Annotated in this window: 27 protein-coding genes; 13 read left to right on the top strand and 14 right to left on the bottom strand. The window is 65.4% G+C overall.

All coding sequences use genetic code 11. The features are described from left to right. The first annotated feature begins 140 nt into the window (after positions 1 to 140). The 3 genes from KIH31_RS04000 (at position 141) to KIH31_RS03990 (ending at position 2,003) form a co-directional block, all read left to right on the top strand. Positions 141 to 365: a hypothetical protein gene (locus tag KIH31_RS04000; protein ID WP_214425802.1), complete on the top strand. Its 225-nt coding sequence runs from the start codon at positions 141 to 143 to the stop codon at positions 363 to 365. After that, entirely contained in the window at positions 358 to 1,476 is a 1,119-nt protein-coding gene (locus tag KIH31_RS03995) for a Vms1/Ankzf1 family peptidyl-tRNA hydrolase (protein WP_214425801.1), read from the top strand. The genes KIH31_RS04000 and KIH31_RS03995 overlap by 8 nt, the downstream gene beginning before the upstream one ends. A 62-nt stretch (positions 1,477 to 1,538) precedes the next feature. Next, on the top strand, positions 1,539 to 2,003 hold the full coding sequence (locus tag KIH31_RS03990) for a hypothetical protein (RefSeq protein WP_214425800.1): 465 nt from the start codon (positions 1,539 to 1,541) through the stop codon (positions 2,001 to 2,003). A 20-nt stretch (positions 2,004 to 2,023) separates the two neighbouring features. Here KIH31_RS03990 and KIH31_RS03985 read toward each other — a convergent pair whose 3' ends face one another. Continuing rightward, the gene (locus KIH31_RS03985; RefSeq protein ID WP_214425799.1) at positions 2,024 to 2,185 is read right to left on the bottom strand and encodes a hypothetical protein; all 162 of its coding nucleotides are present in this window, start codon (positions 2,183 to 2,185) and stop codon (positions 2,024 to 2,026) included. A gap of 162 nt (positions 2,186 to 2,347) precedes the next feature. Between KIH31_RS03985 and KIH31_RS03980 the strand changes: the two genes are divergently transcribed. After that, on the top strand, positions 2,348 to 4,738 hold the full coding sequence (locus KIH31_RS03980) for an excinuclease ABC subunit UvrA (protein WP_214426221.1): 2,391 nt from the start codon (positions 2,348 to 2,350) through the stop codon (positions 4,736 to 4,738). 24 nt (positions 4,739 to 4,762) lie between these two features. On the opposite strand, the gene KIH31_RS03975 is transcribed toward KIH31_RS03980, so the two are convergent. Both KIH31_RS03975 and KIH31_RS03970 read right to left on the bottom strand, forming a co-directional pair. Next, the gene (locus tag KIH31_RS03975; RefSeq protein ID WP_214425798.1) at positions 4,763 to 5,146 is read right to left on the bottom strand and encodes a nuclear transport factor 2 family protein; all 384 of its coding nucleotides are present in this window, start codon (positions 5,144 to 5,146) and stop codon (positions 4,763 to 4,765) included. Positions 5,147 to 5,154: 8 nt separating this feature from the next. Then, positions 5,155 to 6,060, bottom strand: coding sequence for an SRPBCC family protein (locus KIH31_RS03970; RefSeq protein ID WP_214425797.1), 906 nt, complete (start codon positions 6,058 to 6,060; stop codon positions 5,155 to 5,157). A gap of 706 nt (positions 6,061 to 6,766) precedes the next feature. On the opposite strand from KIH31_RS03970, the gene KIH31_RS03965 reads away from it, so the two are divergent. Further along, a complete protein-coding gene (locus KIH31_RS03965; RefSeq protein WP_214425796.1) occupies positions 6,767 to 6,991 on the top strand; it encodes a hypothetical protein in 225 nt (74 codons plus the stop codon). A gap of 19 nt (positions 6,992 to 7,010) precedes the next feature. On the opposite strand, the gene KIH31_RS03960 is transcribed toward KIH31_RS03965, so the two are convergent. Then, complete coding sequence (locus KIH31_RS03960; protein ID WP_214425795.1) at positions 7,011 to 7,433, bottom strand: VOC family protein; 423 nt, start codon at positions 7,431 to 7,433, stop codon at positions 7,011 to 7,013. Positions 7,434 to 7,747: 314 nt separating this feature from the next. Here KIH31_RS03960 and KIH31_RS03955 point away from each other — a divergent pair, with 314 nt between their 5' ends. Next, positions 7,748 to 8,185 (top strand): helix-turn-helix transcriptional regulator, encoded by a 438-nt coding sequence (locus KIH31_RS03955; protein WP_214425794.1) that lies wholly within the window; start codon positions 7,748 to 7,750, stop codon positions 8,183 to 8,185. 7 nt (positions 8,186 to 8,192) lie between these two features. Here KIH31_RS03955 and KIH31_RS03950 read toward each other — a convergent pair whose 3' ends face one another. The 4 genes from KIH31_RS03950 to mgtA form a co-directional block, all read right to left on the bottom strand. Next, positions 8,193 to 8,462 carry a hypothetical protein gene (locus KIH31_RS03950; protein ID WP_214425793.1) on the bottom strand — a complete coding sequence of 90 codons (270 nt, stop codon included), beginning with the start codon at positions 8,460 to 8,462 and terminating at the stop codon, positions 8,193 to 8,195. Positions 8,463 to 8,605: 143 nt separating this feature from the next. Then, positions 8,606 to 8,929: a DUF1508 domain-containing protein gene (locus KIH31_RS03945; RefSeq protein ID WP_214425792.1), complete on the bottom strand. Its 324-nt coding sequence runs from the start codon at positions 8,927 to 8,929 to the stop codon at positions 8,606 to 8,608. Positions 8,930 to 9,110: 181 nt separating this feature from the next. Beyond that, on the bottom strand, positions 9,111 to 10,064 hold the full coding sequence (locus KIH31_RS03940; RefSeq protein ID WP_214425791.1) for a diacylglycerol kinase family protein: 954 nt from the start codon (positions 10,062 to 10,064) through the stop codon (positions 9,111 to 9,113). Beyond that, positions 10,018 to 12,699: a magnesium-translocating P-type ATPase gene (gene mgtA / locus KIH31_RS03935; RefSeq protein ID WP_214425790.1), complete on the bottom strand. Its 2,682-nt coding sequence runs from the start codon at positions 12,697 to 12,699 to the stop codon at positions 10,018 to 10,020. Before mgtA ends, KIH31_RS03940 begins: the two co-directional genes overlap by 47 nt. 164 nt (positions 12,700 to 12,863) lie before the next feature. Here mgtA and KIH31_RS03930 point away from each other — a divergent pair, with 164 nt between their 5' ends. The 3 genes from KIH31_RS03930 (at position 12,864) to KIH31_RS03920 (ending at position 13,884) form a co-directional block, all read left to right on the top strand. Beyond that, on the top strand, positions 12,864 to 13,097 hold the full coding sequence (locus KIH31_RS03930; protein WP_214425789.1) for a DUF2630 family protein: 234 nt from the start codon (positions 12,864 to 12,866) through the stop codon (positions 13,095 to 13,097). 35 nt (positions 13,098 to 13,132) lie between these two features. Beyond that, on the top strand, positions 13,133 to 13,540 hold the full coding sequence (locus tag KIH31_RS03925; protein WP_214425788.1) for a DUF3054 domain-containing protein: 408 nt from the start codon (positions 13,133 to 13,135) through the stop codon (positions 13,538 to 13,540). Between the two features lie 62 nt (positions 13,541 to 13,602). Then, entirely contained in the window at positions 13,603 to 13,884 is a 282-nt protein-coding gene (locus KIH31_RS03920; RefSeq protein ID WP_214425787.1) for an Lrp/AsnC family transcriptional regulator, read from the top strand. Between the two features lie 49 nt (positions 13,885 to 13,933). Here the strand turns inward: KIH31_RS03920 and trpD are convergent, their stop codons facing one another. After that, the gene (trpD, locus tag KIH31_RS03915) at positions 13,934 to 14,992 is read right to left on the bottom strand and encodes an anthranilate phosphoribosyltransferase (RefSeq protein ID WP_214425786.1); all 1,059 of its coding nucleotides are present in this window, start codon (positions 14,990 to 14,992) and stop codon (positions 13,934 to 13,936) included. Between the two features lie 177 nt (positions 14,993 to 15,169). Here trpD and KIH31_RS03910 point away from each other — a divergent pair, with 177 nt between their 5' ends. The 4 genes from KIH31_RS03910 (at position 15,170) to KIH31_RS03895 (ending at position 19,492) form a co-directional block, all read left to right on the top strand. Next, complete coding sequence (locus KIH31_RS03910) at positions 15,170 to 15,808, top strand: heme-copper oxidase subunit III (RefSeq protein ID WP_214425785.1); 639 nt, start codon at positions 15,170 to 15,172, stop codon at positions 15,806 to 15,808. An 84-nt stretch (positions 15,809 to 15,892) separates the two neighbouring features. Then, complete coding sequence (locus KIH31_RS03905) at positions 15,893 to 16,681, top strand: cytochrome c (RefSeq protein WP_214425784.1); 789 nt, start codon at positions 15,893 to 15,895, stop codon at positions 16,679 to 16,681. Positions 16,682 to 16,777: 96 nt separating this feature from the next. Continuing rightward, positions 16,778 to 17,809 carry a ubiquinol-cytochrome c reductase iron-sulfur subunit gene (locus KIH31_RS03900; protein WP_214425783.1) on the top strand — a complete coding sequence of 344 codons (1,032 nt, stop codon included), beginning with the start codon at positions 16,778 to 16,780 and terminating at the stop codon, positions 17,807 to 17,809. Then, complete coding sequence (locus KIH31_RS03895; RefSeq protein ID WP_214425782.1) at positions 17,810 to 19,492, top strand: ubiquinol-cytochrome c reductase cytochrome b subunit; 1,683 nt, start codon at positions 17,810 to 17,812, stop codon at positions 19,490 to 19,492. Positions 19,493 to 19,644: 152 nt separating this feature from the next. On the opposite strand, the gene KIH31_RS03890 is transcribed toward KIH31_RS03895, so the two are convergent. From KIH31_RS03890 to KIH31_RS03870, 5 genes are all read right to left on the bottom strand, one after another. Beyond that, positions 19,645 to 20,436, bottom strand: a complete 792-nt coding sequence (locus KIH31_RS03890) for a GntR family transcriptional regulator (protein WP_214425781.1) — start codon at positions 20,434 to 20,436, stop codon at positions 19,645 to 19,647. Between the two features lie 141 nt (positions 20,437 to 20,577). Further along, on the bottom strand, positions 20,578 to 20,976 hold the full coding sequence (locus KIH31_RS03885) for a cytochrome c oxidase subunit 4 (RefSeq protein ID WP_214425780.1): 399 nt from the start codon (positions 20,974 to 20,976) through the stop codon (positions 20,578 to 20,580). Then, positions 20,976 to 22,703, bottom strand: coding sequence for a cytochrome c oxidase subunit I (ctaD, locus tag KIH31_RS03880; RefSeq protein WP_214425779.1), 1,728 nt, complete (start codon positions 22,701 to 22,703; stop codon positions 20,976 to 20,978). Before ctaD ends, KIH31_RS03885 begins: the two co-directional genes overlap by 1 nt. Before the next feature lie 15 nt (positions 22,704 to 22,718). Further along, positions 22,719 to 23,582, bottom strand: a complete 864-nt coding sequence (gene coxB / locus KIH31_RS03875) for a cytochrome c oxidase subunit II (RefSeq protein ID WP_214425778.1) — start codon at positions 23,580 to 23,582, stop codon at positions 22,719 to 22,721. 166 nt (positions 23,583 to 23,748) lie between these two features. Next, entirely contained in the window at positions 23,749 to 24,129 is a 381-nt protein-coding gene (locus tag KIH31_RS03870; protein ID WP_214425777.1) for an iron-sulfur cluster assembly accessory protein, read from the bottom strand. Positions 24,130 to 24,187 lie beyond the last annotated feature (58 nt).

The raw sequence follows: 24,187 nt of genomic DNA, 5'->3' as shown, positions 1-24,187 counted from the left end.
ACAGCCTAGCGCCAGGGGCCTAACGAGGGTTGACGGCGCTGTACCCCGGGTGAAGCATTACAGGGGTACGGAGCTTCTTGTCGGAGTCTCTGCTCTTCCGGGAGATGCTCATGCAGCGCGGAGTTCGGAAGGAGCGCGCGATGATCGAACGTGGAAGCAGCAAGCACGGGCCGCATGTCGACGACGAGATGAAGCACGAAATGCTGGGCGTGGTGAAGGGCGGCAAACCGGCGCACGTCGAGGAATGGCGCCAGACGGAGCCGTTCCCCGATGAGACCGACGACGCGGAGACCCAGGCGGCGGTGGGCCTGGTTCCCGGGCAGCCCGAAGCGGCACCCGAGGACAAAGAAGAGTCCAATGATTGACCCGCTCAACGACAAGTTCCCTGCCCTCGAACTGGCGGGCCCGTGGTGCACCGTCTACGTCGACGCCAGCACGGGCACTGTCGACACTCTGGAAGCCAAGGACGTCCGGCCCGGCAACGTCTCGGCCGCCCTCGAGGCCGCCGGCGCCTCGCCGGAGGACGTTGCAGCCGCGGGTGCTGCGGCCACCAGCCCGGCGGGACGCCCTGCGCCGGTAAGCCGGTTCTTCCTCGTCCGCAACGGACGGGTCGAGCTGGACCAGGTGCTCGACGGCGAGCTCGCTACGACCCAAGTCATTGAGGTCGGAGCCATCCCCAACCTCGTTCCGCTGCTCAAGCACCGCGCCTCCGCCATGCCGTATGTCTTCGCCGAAGTCAGCCGGAGCACGGCGTCCGTCCAGTTCCATCCCGGCGGGGGAGGTGCTGTGGTCACGCAGGAATTCGAAGGCTCAGACGACACCCTGACCAAGGTCCCGGGCGGAGGATGGTCGCAGGGCAAATACCAGCACCGCACGGAAGAGGTCTGGCGCCAGAACACCCGCCCCGTCGCTGAAGCCATCGATGACCTGGTGCGCCGGCAGCAGCCCGGCGTCGTCGTACTCGCTGGCGACGTCCGTGCCTGCGGCATGGTGGAGGAGGAGCTGTCCAAAGCCAGCAAAGACCTGGTGGTGACGATTCCCTCGCATACTTTCACCCAGGGCGCGGATGAAGAACACACCGAGGACCTGGTCGAGGCGACCGTCGCTGAAAGCGAAGCCCTTGAGGTGCAGGAAGTCGTCGAGCACCTGGCCGAGCAGGCGGGCAAGGGCAACGCCGCCGTGGGCCTGGGGGAGGCGGTCTCAGCGCTCCAGCAGGGGCAGGTGGACACGCTCGTGCTGGACGAGTCCGCGGTGGCAGGAAAGCACCTGTATGCACTGGCTGCGGCGCCGTGGGTGGCTGCAGGGTCCGACCAGGCGGCCGGGGCCGAGGTGCTCGGAGAGGTGGAGGCACCCGCGGCTCTGGTACGCGCCGCACTGCTCACCGATGCCAAGGTCATCTTCCTGCCAAAGGCCGTCCTTCCGGATGCCACCGAGGTGGCAGCGCTGCTGCGCTGGACACCTGCGCCGGCCCAATAGCCGGCGCAGCGAAGCCGGCCGAAAGTTCTGTTCTATCCCATGAGTGAAAGAGGCTGAGTTCTATGGATGCAGGCACCGTCATCGCCATCATTGCCGTACTGGTAGTGCTGGCCTTGGTTCTTTACTTTGTGCGCCGGCGCAGTGCGGCACAGCGCGAAAAGGAACTGGAGGAACAGCGCGGCAAGGCAGCGCAGCTGCGGCAGGACGCCCAGGATGCAGGGCTGCAGGCCCGCGAGCATGAGGCGGCCGCCGCACGGGCGGAGGCGGATGCCAAGCAGGCCGAAGTCGAGGCTGCGAGGCTTCGGCGCGAGGCCGAGGCCCGGCAGGGCGGGGCGGCGGAAATCCGCGAACAATCACAGGACCAGCTGCGCCGGGCCGATGAACTGGACCCCGACGTCGAGCGGGCCAACGCTGAGCGGGCCGCCGCTGAGCGGACGCAGGGCGAACGGGAGACGCTGCCAGCCGAGGGCGAGCGGACCCGGATCGAGGGCGAGCGGCCTGAGTCCGAGGGGCCCGGCCGTCCCTAGGCCCGCCTGCGACCGGGCGGTCATGACCAGGCGATGGTCCTGTCCGCCCGGTCCCGGCCCGCTGCGATCAGGCGCGCCATTCTCAGTTCCTGCTCGGCGTCGACGTACCAGACCTCGTCCAGGTGTGAGCGGACCCGCTGGCACGGCGGACTGTCGTTGAGAAGATCATTGCCTTCCGTCACGATCAGGTGCACCTCCGCCGGGACGGCGATGGAGGCGGCAATCGGCTCGTCGATCTCCCGCCTGAAGCCAGCACGATTGGAGAAGCAGTGGACGCGGCGCCGCGCCTAGACTTGGGGGGCATGCCAGGCCGCAGGGCGGCCGGTACGAAGACAGGGGAGAGCATGGGCAGGGCGGAACGCGGGGGGACTCCGTCTCCCGCACGGCACATCGCCGACAGCCACGACCTCATCCGCGTCCAGGGCGCGCGCGAAAACAATCTCAAGGACATCAGCCTCGAGATACCGAAGCGCCGGCTCACCGTCTTCACAGGGGTCTCCGGATCAGGCAAGAGTTCGCTCGTGTTCGGCACCATCGCGGCCGAGTCGCAACGGATGATCAACGAAACCTACAGTGCCTTCGTGCAGGGGTTCATGCCCACGCTGGCGCGGCCCGACGTCGACCTGCTCGAGGGGTTGACGACAGCGATCCTCGTGGACCAGGAACGCATGGGGCCCAATCCCCGGTCCACCGTCGGCACAGTTACCGACGCGAACGCGATGCTGCGCATCCTCTTCAGCCGGCTCGGCAAACCGCACATCGGCTCGTCGCTCGCCTTTTCCTTCAACGTCCCCACCCGTACTGCGAGCGGGGCGATGAAGGTCGACAGGGGCAGGGGAGAGCGCGTGGTGGTCCGCGACGTCGTCTACCAGGGCGGCATGTGTCCGCGCTGCGAGGGCATGGGCTCGGTGAGCGACTTCGATCTGTCCGCGCTCTATGACGACAGCCGCTCGCTCAACGAAGGCGCCCTCACGATTCCCGGCTACAGCATGGACGGCTGGTATGGCCGGATCTTCCGCGGATGCGGCTTCTTCGACCCTGACAAGCCGATCAGCAAGTACACCAAACGGGAACTGAACGACCTCCTGTACAAGGAACCGACCAGGATCAAGGTCGAGGGCATCAACCTGGCCTATGAAGGCCTGGTCCCCAAAATCCAGAAGTCGATGCTGTCCAAGGACATCGACTCGCTGCAGCCACATATCCGGGCGTTCGTGGAACGGGCCATCACCTTCAGCGTCTGCCCCGACTGCGGCGGCACCCGGCTGAGCGACGCAGCACGGTCCTCGAGGATCAACGGGAAGAACATCGCGGACGTCTGCGCCATGCAGATCAGCGACCTGGCCGCGTGGGTCCGGGGCATCGCCGAGCCGTCCGTGGCGCCGTTGCTCGCCGGGCTGCAGCACCTGCTCGATGCGTTTGCGGAGATCGGCCTCGGCTATCTGTCCCTGGACCGGCCCTCGGGCACGTTGTCCGGGGGAGAGGCGCAGCGCACCAAGATGATCCGGCATCTGGGGTCCTCGCTCACCGATGTGACCTACGTCTTCGACGAGCCGACAATCGGACTACACCCGCACGACATCCAGCGGATGAACTCGCTGCTGCTCCAGCTGCGCGACAAGGGGAACACTGTGCTGGTGGTGGAGCACAAGCCGGAAGCGATAGCCATCGCCGACCACGTCGTCGACCTTGGGCCGGGTGCCGGGGCTGACGGCGGCCAGGTGGTCTTCGAGGGCACGGCCGAAGGCCTGCGCAGCAGCGGCACCTTGACCGGCCGGCACCTCGATGACCGCGCCCGCCTGAAACCCGCTGTGCGCACCCGTTCCGCAGTGCTCGAAGTGCGCGGCGCCAGCACACACAACCTCGCCAACGTCGACGTCGACATCCCGCTCGGTGTGCTGACCGTGGTCACCGGCGTGGCGGGTTCGGGAAAGAGCTCGCTGATCCAAGGATCGGTGGCCGGGCGTGAGGGCGTCGTCTCCGTCGACCAGGGTGCGATCCGCGGCTCCCGCCGCAGCAACCCGGCGACGTACACGGGGCTGCTGGATCCGATCCGCAAGTCCTTCGCGAAGGCGAACGGCGTGAAGCCGGCACTGTTCAGCGCCAATTCGGAAGGGGCGTGCCCCACCTGCAACGGAATCGGCGTGGTCTACACCGACCTCGGGATGATGGCCGGCGTGGCCACGCCATGCGAGGAGTGCGAGGGCAAGCGCTTCCAGGCCTCCGTGCTGGAATACCGTCTCGGCGGCAGGAACATCAGCGAAGTATTCGAAATGTCGGTGGCGGATGCGGGGGAGTACTTCGGAGCCAGCGACGCCCGGACGCCGGCCGCGCTAGCCATCCTCAGCCGGCTCAGCGACGTCGGGCTCGGCTACCTCAGCCTCGGCCAGCCGCTCACCACCCTCTCCGGCGGCGAGCGGCAGCGGCTCAAGCTGGCCACCCGGATGGCCGAGAAGGGCTCCGTCTACGTCCTCGACGAACCGACCAGCGGGCTGCATCTGGCCGACGTGGAACAGCTGCTCGGCCTGCTGGACCGCCTCGTCGACTCAGGCAAGTCGGTCATCGTCATCGAACACCACCAGGCGGTCATGGCCCACGCGGACTGGATCATCGATCTGGGCCCCGGTGCCGGCCACGACGGCGGCAGGGTTGTCTTCGAGGGCACGCCCGCAGGCCTGGTCGCCGCGCGCTCGACCCTCACGGGGGAGCATCTCGCGGCGTACGTCGGCACTTGAGGGCAGTGCGCCAGGAGTTGCGGGTCAGCGGCCGCCTTTGGCCAGGTAGTCCGCCGGGTTGTACTGGATGTGCAGTTCACGGATCCTTCCGCCGTCGAACGCGAAGAACTCTGAGAACCGCACGACGCCGCCGGGCAGCTCCGCGTCATACAGCACGGCGGCGCTGTCCGTCCCGACCACGGCCTGCAGGGGAGTGAGGTCCCGAACGGCCTCGATGAATCCCCGCACACCCTGCGCGAACCTGGCGGCCCCGGCGATCCGGCCCGCGATGGGCCCGTCGAACACGAAGTCCTCCGTGAGCAGCGGCAACAGCCCACGGCCGCCGTCGTAAGCGTGCGCGCCGGCCCGAAGGATGGCGTAGTACTCCTGAAGTACAGGATTGTTTTCAATGGTGGCTGCTGCCGACATGCCGGTTCCTAACTCTGGGCGCCGCCTGCCTCCGCGAAGGTCTTGATGCTTGCCAGAAGGTCAGCCTGGCTGTGCTCGGACATTTTGATGACGAGCGAGTCGACGGCCGCTTCCGCCCAGTTGGCCGGCACGACGTCGGAGCGCATGCTGAGCCGGGTTCCACCGTTTTCCGCCGACACGGCCACGTTGAAGACGGGGCCCAACGCAGCCTTCGACGTGAAGTGCTCGTTGGGAACGAATTCGGTGTACTCGTGGGTCGTCTTGAGCGGGATGCCAAGCACCTTCCACGCGGCCTCGAACGTTGTCCCGACGCCCTGCGGTGTCAGGTTGAGGTTGGACACCTGGACGTCTGGGCCGAGCCACACTTTCGGATCCTTCACGAGGTCGAACACCCGCTGCACGGGGGCGTCGATGCTGATCGCATCGGACCAGGTGAGCGTATGGTGGACCTTCGCCTTCTCCTTGCCAGTGAACGTCTTCTGGCCGGCTTCCACGAGGCTCTTGATGTTGGCCACGAGACCCTCGATGTCGTCCTCGGTCCACCGGGCGAAGAGAACCTGGACCGGCACCCGCACGAAGGGCGCCTGGATATCGAAGCTTTGCTCGACGCTCAGTTGCGTGCCGTCAGCCACCGGCTCCAGCGAGAAGGTGAGCACGGGCCCCACCGAGGCCTTGGACACGATGCGCCTGTCCGGGACGACCTCACGGTATTCGTGGGTGGTGAACATGGTGACACCGAACATTTTGGCGGACCATCGCGCGGACGTGCCGACGCCGTCCGGCTTGATGTCGACCTCAGTGACCTCGCTGTCGCCGGGGAACGCCATCATCCAATGCGCGGGATCGCTCAGGAAGGTGAATACCTTCTCCGCCGGGGCGTTGATGGTGACGCTCCGCATCAGGTTCTTCGCCATCGTTGTTTCTCCTTCCAGAAGGGATTTTGGTCAAGGGGCGCGTCCGGGCGCCTGCTGGGTCCAGTCCAACCTAAAGCGATCCGTCAACCCAGAGGAGAAAGTCACTGCGCCGCCGATCCGCCGCCACCGAGCACTGTTCCTCCGTGAAAAGGTCAGAGCTTTGTCTGAGCTCGCCGCGGACGACGTCCGACTCCGCTACCACATCCTGCAAAGCGCCGATAATCGACATTATGTCAACTACCGCGAATCCGAGGTCCTGCTCCTCCCCGGAAAAACGGACCGGCAAGCGCCTAGGAAGGCTTGGAATCCGAAGGGGTCCTCTTCAACTGCAGCCACATCACGAAAGAGGCAACAGAAAGCACAAGCGAGATGACGCTGAGAATGAGATGAAGATCATCAGGGTTTCCTCGAGATACTTCAATGACCACCGGTGACAGCCATACGACGGCATTCAAGGACCAAAGGACCATCCAAAAAGCTGTGACTCGGCGGCCGGGTCTTGGTAACCGCCGGTAAAGAGCTTGGGAACAGCCACAAGTCAACAACACCAATGTGAGCGCCTCTCCCCCTGTGCTTGTCCGCCGCACCAGAGCGATCGAGCCTCCGCCCCCGCTTAGGGACATTTTTCGGCTCGACGGTGTGAGCTTCGCCACGGAATGGCGCTTCACAGGCCGACACGTACGGCGCATGCGAAACAATATGTGCCATGAGCAACATTTACGGTCTTCTCGAGTGGGTTCTGGCCCTGGTGGCAGCTGTCACCGGAGTCTGGGCCCTGGTCCTTTCCGAAGCACTCTCCAGCAATTCCGGGCCGAGCCTCAAGCGCAAGCCGGGATCCCTCGTCGTGATGGCGTCCATCTGCAGCCTTGCCACCCTGTGCGCGTTCGTCGTCGGCATCGTCGCGATGCGGAACGGAACTAACGGCGCTTAGTACTCGACCTCGCAGCGGCTCAGCTTTCCGGCTGGGCCCCTGCGATGTTGACCAGCCACGCGACGCCGAATTTGTCCTTGCACATGCCAAAGACGTCGCCCCAGGGCGCACGCTCCAAGGGGACGGTCACCATGCCCCCGTCAATGAGCTTGGCCCAGTAGCTGCGCAGGGTCGCCTCGTCGTCGCCGCTGAGGGAAACCGAATAGTTGTCCCCCGGCGTGTAGTCCATGCGGTTCGGGGTGTCGGCGCCCATCAGCACGAGGCCATGGTCGCCGGTGAGCATTCCGTGCATGATTTTCTGCGCCTCGGCAGGATCTTCGCTGGCGTGGAAGTCCTCGAAGGTGCTCAAGGCGAGATCGCCGCCAAAGACCGACTGATAGAACGTCATGGCCTCACGCGCGTTGTCGCGGAAACCAAGATACGGGTTGAGCACTACGGCCATGGTGGCCCTCCAAGCTGAATAGGTTTCTGGTGCGGCTTATCCTGCCGCAAGTGCCGCCAGCGGTACAGGGCCGAAACGACCTCAAGCTGGACACCGGAAAGCCAGGTCGGGCGCCGCTCCCCCGCCGGGAAATTCCTGATCGCCGGCTCCCTGTTCCCTCGACGGCAGCATGCGCGTACGATCAAGAGATCAAGCCTATGCTTGAGGTTTGCGTGCGAGAGCACCAGAGACTGACCTGTCTTTCTCTGTTTGGGGGGCAAGGGAAGGCACAGGCTCCGCCTGATCCTTCGAGCCAGAACAGACGAAGGACCGTGATGGACAAGACCTGGGATTCCCCCGTTCCCCTTTCAGATGTAAGGGCGGACCTGTTCAAGGGCCTCGCCCACCCCGCGCGAATCCAGATCCTGGAGATCCTCAGCGCCGCGGAGTCGGAGCCGGTCAGCAGCCTGCGGACGCGGACGGGTCTTGAGGCGTCGAATCTCTCGCAGCATCTGGGTGTTCTCCGCCGCAACCACCTCATTACGGCATCGCGCCGCGACGGGCAGCTCTATTATCAGCTCGCCTGTCCGGAGGTCGAGGGGTTACTGACGGCGGCCCGCCTGCTGCTGCAGACGTTGCTGGAGACCACCCGGCACCATCTCCGCCAGGCGTCGTCCGAGCGCGAGGAGGAGGTCCCTCCCGAGCAGGTTGATCGTGACATTGATTCGATGGAACCGCAGTCGCAGGACCGTCCGCTGCAGGCAACGGGCTAACGAGGCGTCAGGCGGCCATCGGCTCAAGGATCCGCAGCTCGCAGGGAGCGTTATAGGGATCGCTTGCGGCCGGCAGGCGGCCGACCCGCGAGCTCGTGGTCAATTCGTCCATCGGCTCCGGCTGAACAGCCGCGTGCCGCAGGTCCACCACCAGACTGAGGTGTGGGACCATCGCGTTTGCGCGGCGCGCGATGACATATAGCGCGCGCACATTCCGGCTGGTCACGATTCCGCGCACTTCGATGAGCGCGGAATGCAGATCCATGTCGATGCGCACCAGAACTTTGAGTTTATGAGGCATGAGTTGTTCTCCGCGTCTGTGGGGCCTTCGCCCTAGGTTTTCGGCCACACGCCAGCCGACGGCCGGAGCAGCCCGGCGCGCCTGCGTAGCAGTGAGTATGAAAAGAAGCAAGCGTCCGGTCAGATGCCCTGAACGAGACGGAGGGTGTTCGTCCGCGCCGAACGGGCAGGACGGCCCAATGCCGCCTCCATGCGCGCCCGTCCGGTCACCAGCTGGGAGGACCGGCCGATCTTCTCGGACTCGGCTGGGTAAAGCGTCGGGAGGTCGGTCAGATCAACGATGTGTCCCATGGCTGCGTTTTCACGCACCGCGGTGATCGCTGCCACCGCCTGGGCCTTCTGGTCGTAGCCACCGGAAACCGCGAGGACATTGCCGTCATCGCTCGTCAGTCGGAAGCGGAACTGCGAGTCGCGGTCAGTGAAAATTTCGAACTTGCCGGCCATGAAATCCCCTGGTCATGCTTGTTTCTCGGATGGCGCCCCAGCCCACCGATTGCGACTTGATGAAATAATCAATCCATCAAGTGACAACATCGTGCCCTGTGACACACCCCGTGGTCAAGGGGTTTCTGGGATTATTTCGCTGCATGGAGTAACCTACCGCCGGGTAACAGCGGCTGTTCAGCTAGCCGACCATCGCCAGGGCTCCCGGAGCGCATTCGATGAGCACATCCGCGTCGCCGGGCAGTTCAACCACTTCGCCGTCAATCTGGCAGCTCAGGGCGTCCGTTGTGAAGAAGCGGTAGCTGCTGGCGCTCGGCTGCGGACCGAGGCCGGGAGCGGTCGCATGCAGCGCGAACCACAGTATCCGCCGGCGCGCCGCGTGCGGCAGGGCAATCACCTCGAAGCGTCCGTCGTCCGGGAAGGCCGAGTTGCTCAACGTGAAGTATTTAGCCATCTGCGGGATGTTGGCGAAAATCAGGCTGTCAAGGCGGGACAGGGCGCCGCCCGAGTGCGTGACCGTAAAGGGCTTCAGCCGGCCGTAGGTCCGCAGCGCCGCCAGGAACTCTCCCAGACGTCCTCTGTTTCCGCGCTGCAGGCCAAGGGCCATGCTGGGAGTGAGGCCGAATCCGATATAGGAATGGGCATACCGGCTCCACTCGGATCCACTCTGCTTGACGGTGAGCTTGAGCAGGTCGATCCGGCGCACATCGGCAGCCACGATGGCCTCGAGCATCGGCATGCGCCGGGTGCAGCGGCGATGGTCGTTCGCATTGCCGGCGGCGTGAACGGCTGAGACGGCGAACGGGTTGCCGGCCGCAAGGACGCCGTTGACGACCTCGTTATACCCGCCGTCGCCGCTGACGGATACGATCAGCGGCCGCCCTCCCGCCGCCGCCTCGCGTGCCAGTGCCCGGCCATGCTCCGGGGAGGCGGATGCAAGCACCGTGACAGGGACGCCGGGCAGGCGTACGCGCAGCGCCGCCGCCAGCTGCGCGGACTTCGTAGCCGCCGGCCCCTTGCTCCGCGGGTTGTAAATCAGCGTGATCCGGTCGAAGCTCCGGCGCTCACCAACCTCCCCAGCCACCTCCTCACACGCCCCGGGCAGGCCGCCGGACCCGCCGCGGACGCGGCGCATTTCGGATCCTCGGCACGCTGACTGGTAAGGGCACCGGCAGGCTAAATCGTGCCGCGCGGCGGTGGATGTGGTGGCTCTTCCCCCGGCGTCGTACGCCCGGCGGCAGCTGCGCAGCCCGCGAAAAGAACCACTGTTTGGCCAGCTCCACCAGGACGAGGTAGACCACAATCATCGCCAGCAGTGCGATGAAGAACGGAACCGGCAGCGGGTCGAATCCCAGAAAGGCAGCGAGGGGGGACAGCGGGAGGAAGATCCCGAGTGCAACGACGCCAAGTGATGCCGCCAGCAAACCGGCGGACGGACGGCTTCGCAGGAACGGCACCCGCCGTGTCCTAATCGCGAAAATGATCAGGGTTTGGGTGGCGATCGACTCGATGAACCACCCGGCCCGGAACTCGCCCGGCACGGCGTGGAAGGCGAACAGCATAAGGGCGAAGGTTGCGAAATCGAAGAGCGAGCTGATTGGCCCGAACAGCACCATGAACCGGCGGATGAAACCGATGTTCCAGTGCGACGGCGCGTACAGCTGTTCCTTGTCGACCCTGTCCCCCGGGATGGCCAGCTGCCCGCTGTCGTACAGCAGGTTGTTCAGCAGGATCTGCCCCGGCAGCATCGGCAGGAAGCTGAGCGCCACCGAAGCTGTGGCGGCACTGAACATGTTCCCGAAGTTGCTGGACGTGCCCATCAAGACGTACTTGATCGTGTTCGCGAAGATGCGGCGCCCCTCCATCACGCCCTCAGCGAGCACGCCGAGGTCCTTGGCCAGCAGCACGATGTCCGCGGCGTCCTTCGCGACATCCGTGGCGCTGTCCACGGAAATCCCGACATCGGCCTGATGCAGCGCCAGCGCGTCGTTGACGCCGTCGCCCAGGAAGCCGACCGCCCTGCCCTCCTGCCGCAGAAGCCTGATGAGACGGGCTTTCTGTTCCGGCGACACCCTGGCGAAGATGCTCGCCGTGCGCGCAGCCGCCGCAAGCGCCGTGTCACTCAGTTCATCAATCTGGCTCCCGGTCAGCGTGCCGCCGGAGTCCAGCCCGAGGTCGGCGCAGACCTTCTCGGCCACGCGCGGATTGTCTCCGGTCGCGATTTTGACCGAAATTCCCAGTGACGCGAGCCGCTCCAGGGATTCCGCCGCGTTCGCCTTGGGCCGGTCCAGGAAGATGAGGAAGCCGGCAAGCTGCAGGTCGTGCTCGTCGGATGGTTCCACGGTCTGCAGCCCCGGCGCCGGCCGGGTGGCTACCGCCACGACCCGCGAGCCGGCAGCGAACTGTTCCTCAAGCAGGGTTTGCGCCTGTTCGGAGACATCCGGGCACAAGGCCAGCACTTGTTCAGGCGCTCCCTTGGTGATGATTGTTCGGGGAGCGCCGGGCTCCTCGACGAGGACTGAGGTCATCCTTCGCTGGTGGTCAAAAGGCAGCAGGTCCACCCGCCGCTGCCGGCCGCCGTTGAACCCGGCGGCTTCCGGCGATTCCCACAGGGCAGCGTCCAGGGGATTCTGTCCGGCGGCTGTTGTCGGCGTCGAATAGTCCGCCTCGGTGGCCAGCAGGCCCAGCCGGAAGATGTCCGCCTCCGTTGCCGTCGGCCCCACCGGAAGCGCGCCGGTGTAGGTGATCCGGCCTTCCGTGAGCGTGCCGGTCTTGTCCGTGACGAGAGTGTCCATGTCACCCAGGTCCTCAATGCACACGAGTCGCTTCACCAGCACCTTGCGCTGTGCGAGCTGGCGGGTGCCCGTCGCAAGGCTCGTGCTGACCACGGCCGGCAGCAGCTGGGGGGTGATGCCGACGGCGATCGCCAGCGAGAAGAGCAGAGACTCGATGAGCGGCCGGTTCAGCAGGAGATTGGCGATGAAGATCAGGGTGGTCAAGGCGACAGCGACCTGCAGCAGCAGGAATGAGAAGCGCTTCAGCCCCAGCTGGAACTCCGTCTGCGGCTGCCGTTCGCCGAGGCCCAGGGCGATGCGGCCGAACTCCGCGCGGCCTCCGGTCGTCACGACCACACCGGTGCAGCTGCCCGACTGGATGACCGTGCCCATCAGCACGCACGACGTCAGGTCACCCAGGGCCGCCCCGGGCTGCGACGGCTCCGGGCTCTTGTTCACCGGCTGCGATTCACCGGTCAGGATGCTTTCGTCGCAGAGCAGGTCCTTGCTCGTGAGCAGCCGCACATCCGCCGGCACGATAGATCCCAGGCCCAGGTGGACAACGTCCCCTGGCACGAGTTCTGTCACGTTCACTTCCCTCGGTGTGCCGTCCCGGACGACGACGGCGCGGTGCGTCACCCGCGAGTGCAGTGCCTCCGCCGCCCGCTCGGCGCGGAACTCGTTGCTGAACCCCAAACCCACGCTAACGACCAAAATGACCGCGATCACAACCGAGTTCGTCGCGTCGCCCAGAAAGAGGGAAATCCCCGCGGTGACGAACAGCAGGATCAGAATCGGGCTGCGCAACTGCCGTCCGAGCACCAGCCAGCCGTTGGCCTTATGTGTCCGAACCGCATTGGGGCCGAACTGCGCCAGCCGCCGCTGCGCTTCCTCGCTGCTCAAGCCCGACGCCGCAGAGCCCAGCCGGCTCAGCGCGCTCTCCGCCGGCTCGCTCGCCTCGGTGCCGATTGTCTCCTCGGTCCCAAGCTGTGCCATGCAAGATTCCTCCGTCACCGTCATCACGGCGGCATTCCACCGGCCGAAGATCAGCCGCTGCACCCGTCGACCGGCCTCCGGACGCTCAGCCGATAGACACAGAGTACGGCCGGCAGGTGCGAAATGTGGATGTATCCGCGGCCGCCCTGCGGTAGATTCGCAGCATGAGTGACGAGACGAGCATCGCGAGGATCGACGAGCTGGTGACCGAAGAGCATGAGCTTCGGAACAAGCCGGACAAGACCGAAGCCGACCTCGGCCGGCTGCACGACTTGGAAGTGCAGCTCGACCGGTGCTGGGACCTCCTCAGGCAGCGGCGCGCGCTGCGCGAGGCAGGTAAGGACCCGGAGGACGCGCAGCTTCGCCCCGGTCCGGAGGTTGAGGGCTACCTGAGCTGAACCTGCCGCACGTCGCGCTCCCGTAGGCTGGATCCATGCAAAGTACAGACCCGGTACAGTCGCGCCCACGCCAGGGAACGTTGATTTACGCCCTCGCTGCCGATGTTGTCGTCATCATGGTCTTCGTCGTTCTCGGCAGGGAAACCCATGACAAGGTCAATCCCCTCCTCGGGGCGCTCGGAACGGCGTGGCCGTTCCTTGCGGGTGCCGCTCTCGGCTGGCTCGCCTCGCGGAACTGGCACGCCCCGCTCCGGATCTGGCCGAACGCGGTCATCATCTGGCTCGCTTCGGTCATCGTCGGGATGCTCCTGAGGGCCGCCACGGGCGCGGGAACCGCCTTCGCCTTCCAAGTGGTCGCTCTGGTGGTACTGGGCACCTTCCTCCTTGGCCACCGCCTGGTGGCCTCCCTGGTGCTGCGCCGCAGGGCGCGGACGGGCTCATAGACTAGCCTGAGAACATCGCGGCGGCTGCCGCCCGGGCATCAGCAGTACCAGGAAGGACTCACGTGATCACGGCATTCGTACTGATCAAGACCGACGCTCACCACATTCCGGAGACCGCGGAGGAAATCTCCGCGATCGAAGGAATCAGCGAGGTGTACTCGGTCACCGGCGAGTGGGACCTGATCGCCGTGGCACGCGTGGCCAAGCACGAGGACCTCGCGGACGTCATCGCCGACCGTCTTTCCAAGGTGCCATCGGTGGTGGCGACCACCACCCATATCGCCTTCCGCGCCTACTCCAAGCACGACCTCGACGCCGCGTTCTCGCTGGGGTTCGAAAACTAAGCGCCAAGTCCGCCTTCACCGCCCCCGCAGCCAAGGGCGTGCGCGAGGCCTAGCCCGCGCTCTTGGCGATCCACTTCTCCAGCACCGCGGCGGCGCTCCCGTCATCGATCACCCGGGCCGCACGGTCCGCTGCGCGCGCCAGCCGCTCCGTCAGCGTCCCTTCGCATTCCTCGTCGAACGCCACGAGCCCGGCCGCCGCGTTAAGGACCACGGCGTCGCGCACCGGGCCCTTCTCACCGCCGAGCACTCTCCTGACAACGTCCGCGTTGTGCACCGCGTCCCCGCCGCGCAGCTGCGCAACGGTTCCGCGCGGAATGCCGATGTCGGCCGGGTCGAACGTCGATTCAGTCACCGTGCCGTCACGGACTTCCCAGACCTGCGAGGGACTCGTGGTGGTGAGTTCGTCCAGGCCGTCGTCCCCGCGGAAGACCAGCCCCCGGCTCCCGCGGCCGGCCAGCACTCCCGCCATCAAGGGGGCCATCCGGGCGTCCGCACAGCCGATCGCCGAGGCGATCACGTGCGCCGGGTTGGTAAGCGGTCCGAGGAAGTTGAAAGCCGTCGGCACACCCATCTCGCGCCGCGGCACTGACGCATGGCGCATCGAGGGGTGGAACACGTTGGCGAAGCAAAAGGTGATGCCGACCGTGTCAGCGGCAGCGGCCACTCTCTCCACCGGAAGGTCGAGACGGACGCCGAGCGCCTCGAGCACATCCGCGGAGCCGGACGACGACGACGAGGCCCTGTTGCCGTGTTTGACCACCTTTGCACCGGTCGCGGCGATCACGAGGGCCGCCATCGTGGAGATGTTGACGGTGTTCAGCCGGTCTCCGCCAGTGCCCACAATGTCGACTGCGGGCCCGGGGACGTGCAGCGGCCGGGCATTTTCCAGCATCGCGTCGACCAACCCGGCGAGCTCGTCCACCGTCTCGCCCTTGACCCGCAGCGCCATCAGGAACGCGGCCATCTGGGAAGGCGTCGCGGCCGCTTCCATGATCTGGTTCATGGCCCACCGCGTGTCCACCGCATTGAGGTCCCTGCCGGCCAGAAGTGCGTTCAGGAGCACGGGCCAGCTGCGTTCGGTGTCGGTCGGATGCGCAGCGGAAGTCACGGGGTGATCTTATCCACCCCGCGCGGCAGCGGCGAATGTGACCGCTCCCGGTGAGTGCACAGGCCCCTCCGCGGTTCTTCGCAGGTTTGTAGAAGAAAATTCGTGAGTCTGTAGAAAAGAAACGCCGAAAGCTCCCGCGCATTGGGCACGGCGGCTTTTTATAGACATAATGTCTATGTGACGACTGCGACCCATGCCCCCAGTACCCCGGCGCACCCGACGCTGAACCGCCCGAACATGGTCTCTGTGGGGACCGTTGTCTGGCTCTCCAGCGAACTGATGTTCTTCGCCGGACTTTTCGCGATGTACTTCACCCTCCGCTCCACGTCGGGCGAGCTGTGGGCCGCGGAAACCTCAAAGCTCAACTTCCCCTACGCCCTCGTGAACACGATTGTGCTGGTCGCCAGCTCCTTCACGTGCCAGATGGGCGTCTTCGCGGCCGAGCGCCTTCAGCCGCGTCGCACCGGCGGCCTGCTGCGCTTCACCCGCTGGGGAATGGTCGAGTGGTACGTTCTGACCTTCCTGATGGGATCCTTCTTCGTGGCCGGCCAGGCCACCGAGTACACGATGCTCACCTCCGAGCACGTGACCCTGGACGCCAACGCCTACGGCTCCTCCTTCTACATCACCACCGGCTTCCACGGCCTGCACGTCATCGGCGGCCTGATTGCCTTCCTCTTCATCATCGGACGTGCTTTCGCCGCCAAGCGGTTCGGCCACTTCGAGGCCACCTCGGCCATCGTGACGTCCTACTACTGGCACTTCGTCGACGTGGTCTGGATCGGGCTCTTCCTGGTCATCTACGTACTGAAGTAAGCCTGACTTGACTCTTTTTCTACACGAGACAGAATTTCAAGAAGTGGCCCCAGGGGCCGACGCAGAATCGAAAAAAGGAACCACGTGAAGGCACTATCGCAGAAGCGGCGTCATCCTCTAGCGGCAGTAGCACTGCTGCTAATGGGTCTACTGTTCACGGGCGGGCTCTACGCGGTCGCCACGACCGTGAACCAGGCCAAGGCCGACACTCAGAGCTTCAGTGCCTCTGACGTCAAGGAAGGCGAGAAGCTCTTCCTCGCCAACTGCGCCACCTGCCACGGCATGGGCGGTTCCGGAACCAACTCGGGCCCGTCCCTGGTCGGCGTCGGTGCAGCGGCCGTGGACTTCCAGGTCGGAACCGGACGCATGCCGATGCAGATGCAGGGACCGCAGGCCCAGGTGAAGCCGAAGCAGTTCACCGATGACCAGACGCACCAGCTGGCCGGGTACGTTGCTTCCCTGGGCGCCGGCCCGAGCATTCCGGCCGCCGAATACCTTGACGAGAAGGGCGACGCTGCCAAGGGCGGCGAGCTGTTCCGCGTCAACTGCGCCATGTGCCACAACGCCGCCGCTGCCGGCGGTGCCCTGACCCGCGGCAAGTTTGCACCGGCTCTCGCCGGCGTGAGCGGGCAGCACATCTACGAAGCCATGGTCACCGGTCCGCAGAACATGCCGGTGTTCAACGACGCCAACATCACCCCCCAGAACAAGCGCGACATCATCACCTTCCTGAAGACGATCGAGGCCAACGGCTCGCCGGGCGGCGCCGACCTCGGTTCGCTTGGGCCGGTTTCCGAGGGCCTGTTCCTCTGGATCGCGGGCCTCGGCGTGATCATCGCCTTCACCATCTGGCTGACCTCCCGCACCTCCTAAGGCCGCCAGCGCTTTACTTCCGCCTCCGGCGGCACAATTGAACCAACACAAACCCACCTCGGTGACCCCGGGGTCAAGAGAAGGATGAGGGGGATTATGGGAGACCATAGTCACGACAGTCCGACCGGCTCGGATGTCGTAGCTGCGGCTGGCCAGAGCGAAACGGAACGGTTCCAGGATCCTGGTATCCCGCCGCACCGTCCGCGCCTGGCCGACACCGACCCCCGCGCGGCCAAGCGCGCTGAACGCCAGGTTGCGATCCTGTTCGCAGTCTCGGTGATCGGCACGCTGCTGTTCTTCGTCGGCTACTTCGCGTTCGACCCGAACGCGAGCATCGGAACGCTCCGCCTGCAGAACCTGTTCCTCGGCCTCGGCACGGCTTTCGCCATGCTGGGCATCGGCGTCGGCATCGTGCACTGGGCCAAGACGCTCATGCCCGACCACGAAGTCTCGGAAGAGCGCCATGCGATCCGCACTGAGGACGACCGCGTCGCAGCCGAAAAGATCGTCGAGGACATCCTCGAGGAGACGGGCATCAAGCGCCGTCCGCTGATCCGTAACACGATCATCGGCGCCCTGGCTCTGGCACCGCTGCCGGCCATCGTCATGTTCCGCGACCTGGACAACAGCTCGCTGTCGGTGGACCGTCTGCGCCACACCATGTGGAAGGAAGGCGTCCGCCTGACCAGGGACCCCTCCGGGACCCCCATCAAGGCTTCGGACGTCACCATCGGTTCCGCGTTCCACGTCATTCCGGAAGGGCTGAACGAGTCCCCGAACAAGCTGGAAGAGAAGGCGAAAGCCGTCGTCCTGCTGATGCGTCTGGACCCCGCTGCCCTGCACCCCTCCCCCGGCCGCGAGGACTGGGGCTACAACGGCATTGTTGCCTACTCCAAGATCTGCACGCACGTCGGCTGCCCGGTGGCGCTGTACGAGCAGCAGACGCACCACCTGCTGTGCCCCTGCCACCAGTCGACCTTCGACCTGACGCAGGAGTGCAAGGTCATCTTCGGCCCGGCCAACCGCCCGCTGCCGCAGCTGCCCATCAAGGTGGACTCAGAGGGTTACCTGGTTGCCCAGAGCGACTTCCATGAACCCGTTGGACCGAGCTACTGGGAGCGTGGCTAGATGAGCGCCTCGACCGCAAGCACAAACTACACACCGAAGACCAAGGTCGGCCGGATCACGAACTTCGTCGACGAGCGGGTCGGCGGATCGGGCATCCTGCGCGAGTTCGGCCGCAAGGTCTTCCCGGACCACTGGTCCTTCATGTTCGGCGAGGTGGCGCTGTACTCCTTCGTCATCCTCCTGCTCTCGGGTACCTTCCTGACCTTCTTCTTCGATCCGTCGATGACGGAGACGGTCTACAAGGGCAGCTTCGTCCCGCTCAAGGGCGTGGAAATGTCCGCAGCCTACAACTCGTCGCTGAACATCTCGTTCGACATCCGCGGCGGCCTGTTCATGCGCCAGGTCCACCACTGGGCCGCACTGCTGTTCGTCGCCTCCATCGCGGTGCACATGCTGCGCGTGTTCTTCACCGGCGCATTCCGCAAGCCCCGCGAGATGAACTGGGTTGTCGGCGGCTTCCTGCTGATCCTGGCCATGGCCGAAGGCTTCACCGGGTACTCGCTGCCCGATGACCTGCTCTCCGGCAACGGCCTGCGCATCATCGACGGCGTGATCAAATCCATCCCGATCGTGGGCACGTACATCTCGTTCTTCCTCTTCGGCGGCGAGTTCCCGGGGACCCACATCATCAGCCGGCTGTACACCCTGCACATCCTGCTGATCCCGGCCATCATCCTGCTGATGATCGCGGTGCACCTGTTCATGGTCGTCGTGCACAAGCACACGCAGTACCCCGGCCCCGGCCGGAACGACCACAACGTCGTCGGCTACCCCCTGGGCCCGGTCTACGCGGCTAAGGCCGGCGGGTTCTTCTTCATCGTCTTCGGCGTGGTGGCCTTGATGGCCGCAGCCTTCACGATCAACCCGATCTGGAACTACGGTCCCTACGACCCGTCCCCCGTGTCGGCCGGTACCCAGCCCGACTGGTACATCGGCTTCGTCGACGGCGCTCTGCGCCTGATGCCGGGCTGGCTGTTCGGAATCCCCATGGAGTGGCACGTCCCGCTGCCGTGGGGCACGAACACGCTGACCCTGAACGTGCTGCTTCCGGCCCTCGTGCCGGCAGGCATCATCTTTGCCGTCCTCTTCACCTACCCGTGGATCGAACGGTGGATCACCAAGGACAACCGCGAACACCACGTCCTGGACCGCCCGCGGAACGCGCCGACCCGCACCGCGATCGGCGTCGCCGGCTTCATCCTCTACTGCGTGATGTGGGCCGCGGCCAGCTCGGACCTGATCGCCACCCACTTCCACGTGTCGCTGAACGATGTGACCTACTGGCTGCGTGCGCTGTTCTTCATCGGCCCGATCATTGGCTTCATCGTCAGCAAGCGCATTTCGCTGGCCCTGCAGCGCAAGGACCGGGAGATCGCACTGCACGGCCGCGAGACCGGCCGCATCGTGCGCCTGCCGCATGGCGAGTTCATCGAGGTGCACGCACCGGTGGATGAGTACAAGCGCTACAAGCTGGTCGGTTTCGAATCGCCGCTTCCGCTTCCGGCCACGCCCAACGCCCAGGGTGTTGTGGACCGCCGCGAGAAGCGTCGTGCGAAGCTCTCCCGTTGGTTCTTCGAGGACCGCGTGGCACCGGTGACCCCGCGCGAGCTGGAGGCCGCCCACGGCCACGGCCACCACGAGGAAATCGCTGCCGAGGAAGACAAGAAGGCAGTCATCCGCTAGGGATCAGCACAGCCCGAGGGCCCGGTTCATCCGAACCGGGCCCTCGGTGTTTTAACGGGGCTGGCCTTAACGGGTCTGTGCCCCTCCCCCGGCAGCGCCTTGGCAACGGTGTGCACTCCGGGGCACGGACGGCCCGTGCGGGCCGCTGCTCGTCAGCTGTACTTCCGGCTCGCGCTGTAGGCCCGCGGCGTCCTCGTCCCGGGCCGCTGGAGGGGCACCCAGAGCTTGTAACGGTCCGCCCGGTAGAAGGACACCGAGTAGTCGACCATCGCGCGGGAGACGAACGCGTGGCGCTGGATCTTCAGCAGCGGCGCTCCCATCTCGACGTTGAGCAGGCGGGCGATGGATGGCGACGCCGCAGTCGCTTCGATCATGTCCTCGCCCCATTCCATCACCAGCCCGTAGCGCTCACTCAGCACGTTGTACAGGGAGGTGGGGGGCGGGTCATCGAGGATGCCGGGCACCCGGCTGGCCGGGATGAAGTTCTCGTCGACGCTCATCGGCTCGTTGTCGGCGAGCAGCAGGCGGCGGAAGCGGACCACAGGCTGGCCCTCGTCCAGCTGCAGCTCGCGCGCGAGCAGGCCCGTGGCGCCGATCTGCTCGAAGCTCAGCACGCGGGCCGCCGGCACCATGCCGCGGCGCTGCATCTCCTCGCTGTAGGAGGTGAGCTTCACCTGCAGGTCCACCTTGGGCCGGGCCACGAAAGTGCCAAGGCCCACCACGCGCTCCAGGACCGACTCCCCCACCAGCGCATCGATCGCCTGGCGGACGGTCATCCGCGCCAGCCCGAAGCGTTCGCTCAGTTCCCGCTCGGAGGGGAAAATCGACCCCGGCGGGCAGTTCGCTTGGATGTGCGCTCTGAGGATGTCCCGCAGCTGTACGTGCTTGGAGGTCTTCAGCGTGGCGTCAATATCTCCGACGATCGCCGCTGCCGAGCTGTTCAATCCCGCCGTCCTCCCGATTAGGCCCTCCCCATCCTACCGGCCGTTACGCCACTGGTCTAGACCGGCACCAAGGCTCGGGCCTTAAACGGCCGTGGGCCCCTCCGAAGAAGGGCCCACAGCAGGCAGAACGGAACCGGACGCTTAGTGCGCGTGGTCCCCGCGGCTGTATTCGAAGACCCAGCCGACCAAGGCAACGATAGCCAGGCCCGCGGCGACGAAGGTGATCCAGAACCCGACGGCCAGGCCGAGGAAGCCTCCGGCACAGGACAGGCCCAGCACCAGCGGCCACCAGCTCCACGGGCTGAAATGTCCCTGCTCGCCCGCGCCCTCATGGACCTCGGCGTCGCTGCGGTCCTCCGGGCGGCTGCCCACCCGGCGTGCCGTGAAGCCCAGGTAGGTGCCGATCATCACGCCCAGGCCGCCGACCAGCAGCAGCGCCAGCGAGCCGGCGGGCTCAAAGTGCGTCACGACCGTGTAGACCGCGGACACGATGAGGAAGAAGATGCCCAGGCCCACGAAGAGCCACGATTCGATTTTCACTAGGCGTCCTTCTGGTCAGCCGAGCCGAGCACGTTGGCAGCGGGTTGCGGCGAGGCGGGCGTGTATTCGCGGGAGAGCTCCGGGTGGTGCAGATCCAGGGCCGGACGCTCCGAACGGATACGCGGCAGCGAGGTGAAGTTGTGGCGCGGCGGCGGGCAGGAGGTTGCCCATTCCAGCGAGGCACCGAAGCCCCACGGGTCGTCAACTTCGACCTTCTTGTCGCTGCGCCAGGTGATGAACACGTTCCAGAAGAACGGGATCAGGGAGGCGCCGAGGACGAACGAGGAAATCGTGGAGAACTGGTTCATCCAGGTGAAGTTGTCTTCCGGCAGGTAGTCCGCGTAGCGGCGGGGCATGCCGAGCACACCGAGCCAGTGCTGGATCAGGAAGGTGCCGTGGAAGCCCAGGAACAGGAGCCAGAAATGGATCTTGCCGAGGCGCTCGTTGAGCATCTTGCCGGTGAACTTCGGCCACCAGAAATAGAAGCCGGCGAACATCGCGAAGACGACGGTGCCGAAGACGACGTAGTGGAAGTGCGCCACCACGAAGTAGGTGTCGGACACGTGGAAGTCCAGCGGCGGCGAAGCGAGGATGATGCCGGTGAGGCCGCCGAAGAGGAAGGTCACCAGGAAGCCGAGGCTCCACAGCATCGGGGTTTCGAAGGTGAGCGATCCGCGCCACATGGTGCCGATCCAGTTGAAGAACTTCACGCCGGTCGGAACCGCGATCAGCATCGTCATGAAGGAGAAGAACGGCAGCAGCACCGATCCGGTCACGTACATGTGGTGCGCCCACACCGTCACGGACAAGGCGGCGATGGAAATCGTCGCGTACACGAGGCCCTTGTAGCCAAAGATCGGTTTGCGGCTGAAGACCGGGAAGATCTCGGAGACGATGCCGAAGAACGGCAGGGCAATGATGTACACCTCGGGGTGGCCGAAGAACCAGAACAGGTGCTGCCACAGGATCGCTCCGCCATTGGCGGGGTCGAAGATGTGGGCGCCGAACCGGCGGTCCGCCCCGAGGGCGAAGAGGGCGGCAGCGAGCGGCGGGAACGCCATCAGGACGAGGATGCCGGTGATCAGTGTGTTCCAGGTGAAGATCGGCATGCGCCACATGGTCATGCCAGGAGCGCGCATGCAGATGATCGTGGTGATGAAGTTGACCGCACCGAGGATGGTGCCGAAGCCGGAGAGCGCAAGGCCGAAGACCCAAAGGTCACCGCCGACCCCTGGCGTGAACGTCGTGTTCGACAGCGGCGCGTAGGCGAACCAACCGAACGATGCGGCGCCCTGCGGGGTGATGAAGCCGGAGACGGCGATGGTGCTGCCGAAGAGGAAGAACCAGAAGGCCAGCGCGTTCAGACGGGGGAAGGCCACGTCCGGGGCGCCGATCTGCAGCGGCATGATGACGTTCGCGAAACCGGCGAAAAGCGGCGTTGCGAACATCAGCAGCATCACGGTGCCGTGCATCGTGAACAGCTGGTTGTACTGCTCCTTGGTCTGCAGGATCTGCATGCCGGGCTCGAAGAGCTCGGCACGGATCAGCAGCGCCATGACGCCGCCGAAGCAGAAGAAGATGAAGGAGGAGATCAGGTACATGTACCCGATCGTCTTGTGGTCAGTGGAGGTGATCCAGTTGACGACGATGCGTCCCTTGGACCTGGGCACCACGCGGGGCGCCGCTATGGCCGCGGTGTCCTCCGCGGTGTACTGGTAGGTAGACACGATGTCCGGCTCCCTTTACTTCTGCACAGTCGAGTTGCTGGAATTGCGGTCGTACTGGTTGCCCAGCACCCCGGTGTTGCCCTGTTGGCGAAGCTGGCTGATGTGGTTGGCGTATTCCTGGTCCGAAACCACCTTCACGCGGAACAGCATTTCCGAGTGGTATTCACCGCAAAGCTCTGCACACTTGCCGTCGTAGGTTCCCTCGCGGGTCGGCGTGAAATCGATGTAGTTGGTCTGGCCCGGGTAGAGGTCGCGCTTCTGCAGGAAGGCCGGCACCCAGAAGGAGTGCTGCACGTCGCGCGAGTTCAGCTGGAGTTCCACGGACTTGTTCACCGGAAGCCACAGCACGGGCAGGTGGTCCGGAACGCCGGGGGCGCCGGTTTCGTGTGCCTGGATGCCCGGGTTTTCGTGGACGTCTTCCTTCACGTAGTTGAAGTCCCAGGACCACTGCTTGCCGCGGACGTCGATGGTGACGTCGGGGTTGGCCGGTCGGGCGTCGATCGCCCGCTCATCCTGGTCGGTGAAGTAGAAGAACACCATGATCATGAACAGCGGGATGCTCAGGTAGAAAACCTCAAGCGGAAGGTTGTAGCTGATCTGGCGCGGGAAGCCGGTGGTGGCCTTGCGGCGGCGGTAGGCGATCAGGCACCAGATGATCAGGCCCCACGTGATCAGGCCTACGATCAGCGCCGCGATCCAGGAGTTGACCCACAGATCGATGATGCGGCCCGTGTGGTTCGTGGTATCCCGTTCGGTCGGCAACCAACCGTTCTTCATCTCTGGTGTGCATCCAGACAAAACAAACGCCCCAGCCACAGCAAGGCTGGTGATCCCCAGGATCTTTGTGCGTCGGCTGCCGGTTCGGTCCTGCGAACTCACAGACGGCCCTTCCTCTTGTTGCTTGTGCTCCAGGCGGCAAAATAGACCGCCGGCACCGATTTAGTTTTACTACTCACCGTAGAGCTTACCCCTCGCCCGCACGATGCGCGCACAGGCGCGCACCGTGGGTCGAGGGCCGCATACGGTGTCCTGCGGATCGCTCCGGTTAGTGGAACGAGTCGCCGCAGGCGCACGAGCCGCCTGCGTTCGGGTTGTCGATCGTGAAGCCCTGCTTCGCGATGGTGTCCTCGAAGTCGATGGTCGCGCCCGCCAGGTAGGGCACGCTCATCTTGTCGACGACGACCTCGACGCCGTCGAAGTCGCGGACGGCGTCGCCGTCGAGAATGCGCTCATCGAAGTACAGCTGGTAGATCAGGCCGGAGCAGCCACCGGGCTGCACGGCAACCCGCAGGCGCAGGTCCGTCCGGCCCTCCTGCTCCAGCAGGCTCCGGACCTTGCCGGCGGCCACGTCGGTCAGCGCCACCTCATGGGTCTCGAGGGCGCCCTCTTCGACGTTGCTCGTGGTGTCATTGGTCGTGGTGCTCATAGCCAATACCTCTTCTGTGCTCGAGTCGCTTGTCAGGGCTGGTCACGCCCGCAAGCCG

This window comes from Paenarthrobacter sp. DKR-5 (assembly GCF_018531425.1).
Lineage (GTDB): Bacteria > Actinomycetota > Actinomycetes > Actinomycetales > Micrococcaceae > DKR-5.
The sequence above is the reverse complement of the archived record's forward strand: the minus strand, read 5'-3'. Positions and strand labels throughout refer to the sequence as shown.

Excerpts from the sequence above, each read along its gene's own strand:
- KIH31_RS04000 (WP_214425802.1), top strand. The coding sequence starts at position 141 with ATGATCGAACGTGGAAGCAGCAAGCACGGGCCGCATGTCGACGACGAG.
- KIH31_RS03995 (WP_214425801.1), top strand. The coding sequence starts at position 358 with ATGATTGACCCGCTCAACGACAAGTTCCCTGCCCTCGAACTGGCGGGC.
- KIH31_RS03990 (WP_214425800.1), top strand. The coding sequence starts at position 1,539 with ATGGATGCAGGCACCGTCATCGCCATCATTGCCGTACTGGTAGTGCTG.
- KIH31_RS03980 (WP_214426221.1), top strand. The coding sequence starts at position 2,348 with ATGGGCAGGGCGGAACGCGGGGGGACTCCGTCTCCCGCACGGCACATC.
- KIH31_RS03975 (WP_214425798.1), bottom strand. The coding sequence starts at position 5,146 with ATGTCGGCAGCAGCCACCATTGAAAACAATCCTGTACTTCAGGAGTAC.
- KIH31_RS03970 (WP_214425797.1), bottom strand. The coding sequence starts at position 6,060 with ATGGCGAAGAACCTGATGCGGAGCGTCACCATCAACGCCCCGGCGGAG.
- KIH31_RS03965 (WP_214425796.1), top strand. The coding sequence starts at position 6,767 with ATGAGCAACATTTACGGTCTTCTCGAGTGGGTTCTGGCCCTGGTGGCA.
- KIH31_RS03960 (WP_214425795.1), bottom strand. The coding sequence starts at position 7,433 with ATGGCCGTAGTGCTCAACCCGTATCTTGGTTTCCGCGACAACGCGCGT.
- KIH31_RS03955 (WP_214425794.1), top strand. The coding sequence starts at position 7,748 with ATGGACAAGACCTGGGATTCCCCCGTTCCCCTTTCAGATGTAAGGGCG.
- KIH31_RS03945 (WP_214425792.1), bottom strand. The coding sequence starts at position 8,929 with ATGGCCGGCAAGTTCGAAATTTTCACTGACCGCGACTCGCAGTTCCGC.
- KIH31_RS03940 (WP_214425791.1), bottom strand. The coding sequence starts at position 10,064 with ATGCGCCGCGTCCGCGGCGGGTCCGGCGGCCTGCCCGGGGCGTGTGAG.
- mgtA (WP_214425790.1), bottom strand. The coding sequence starts at position 12,699 with ATGGCACAGCTTGGGACCGAGGAGACAATCGGCACCGAGGCGAGCGAG.
- KIH31_RS03930 (WP_214425789.1), top strand. The coding sequence starts at position 12,864 with ATGAGTGACGAGACGAGCATCGCGAGGATCGACGAGCTGGTGACCGAA.
- KIH31_RS03925 (WP_214425788.1), top strand. The coding sequence starts at position 13,133 with ATGCAAAGTACAGACCCGGTACAGTCGCGCCCACGCCAGGGAACGTTG.
- KIH31_RS03900 (WP_214425783.1), top strand. The coding sequence starts at position 16,778 with ATGGGAGACCATAGTCACGACAGTCCGACCGGCTCGGATGTCGTAGCT.
- KIH31_RS03895 (WP_214425782.1), top strand. The coding sequence starts at position 17,810 with ATGAGCGCCTCGACCGCAAGCACAAACTACACACCGAAGACCAAGGTC.
- KIH31_RS03870 (WP_214425777.1), bottom strand. The coding sequence starts at position 24,129 with ATGAGCACCACGACCAATGACACCACGAGCAACGTCGAAGAGGGCGCC.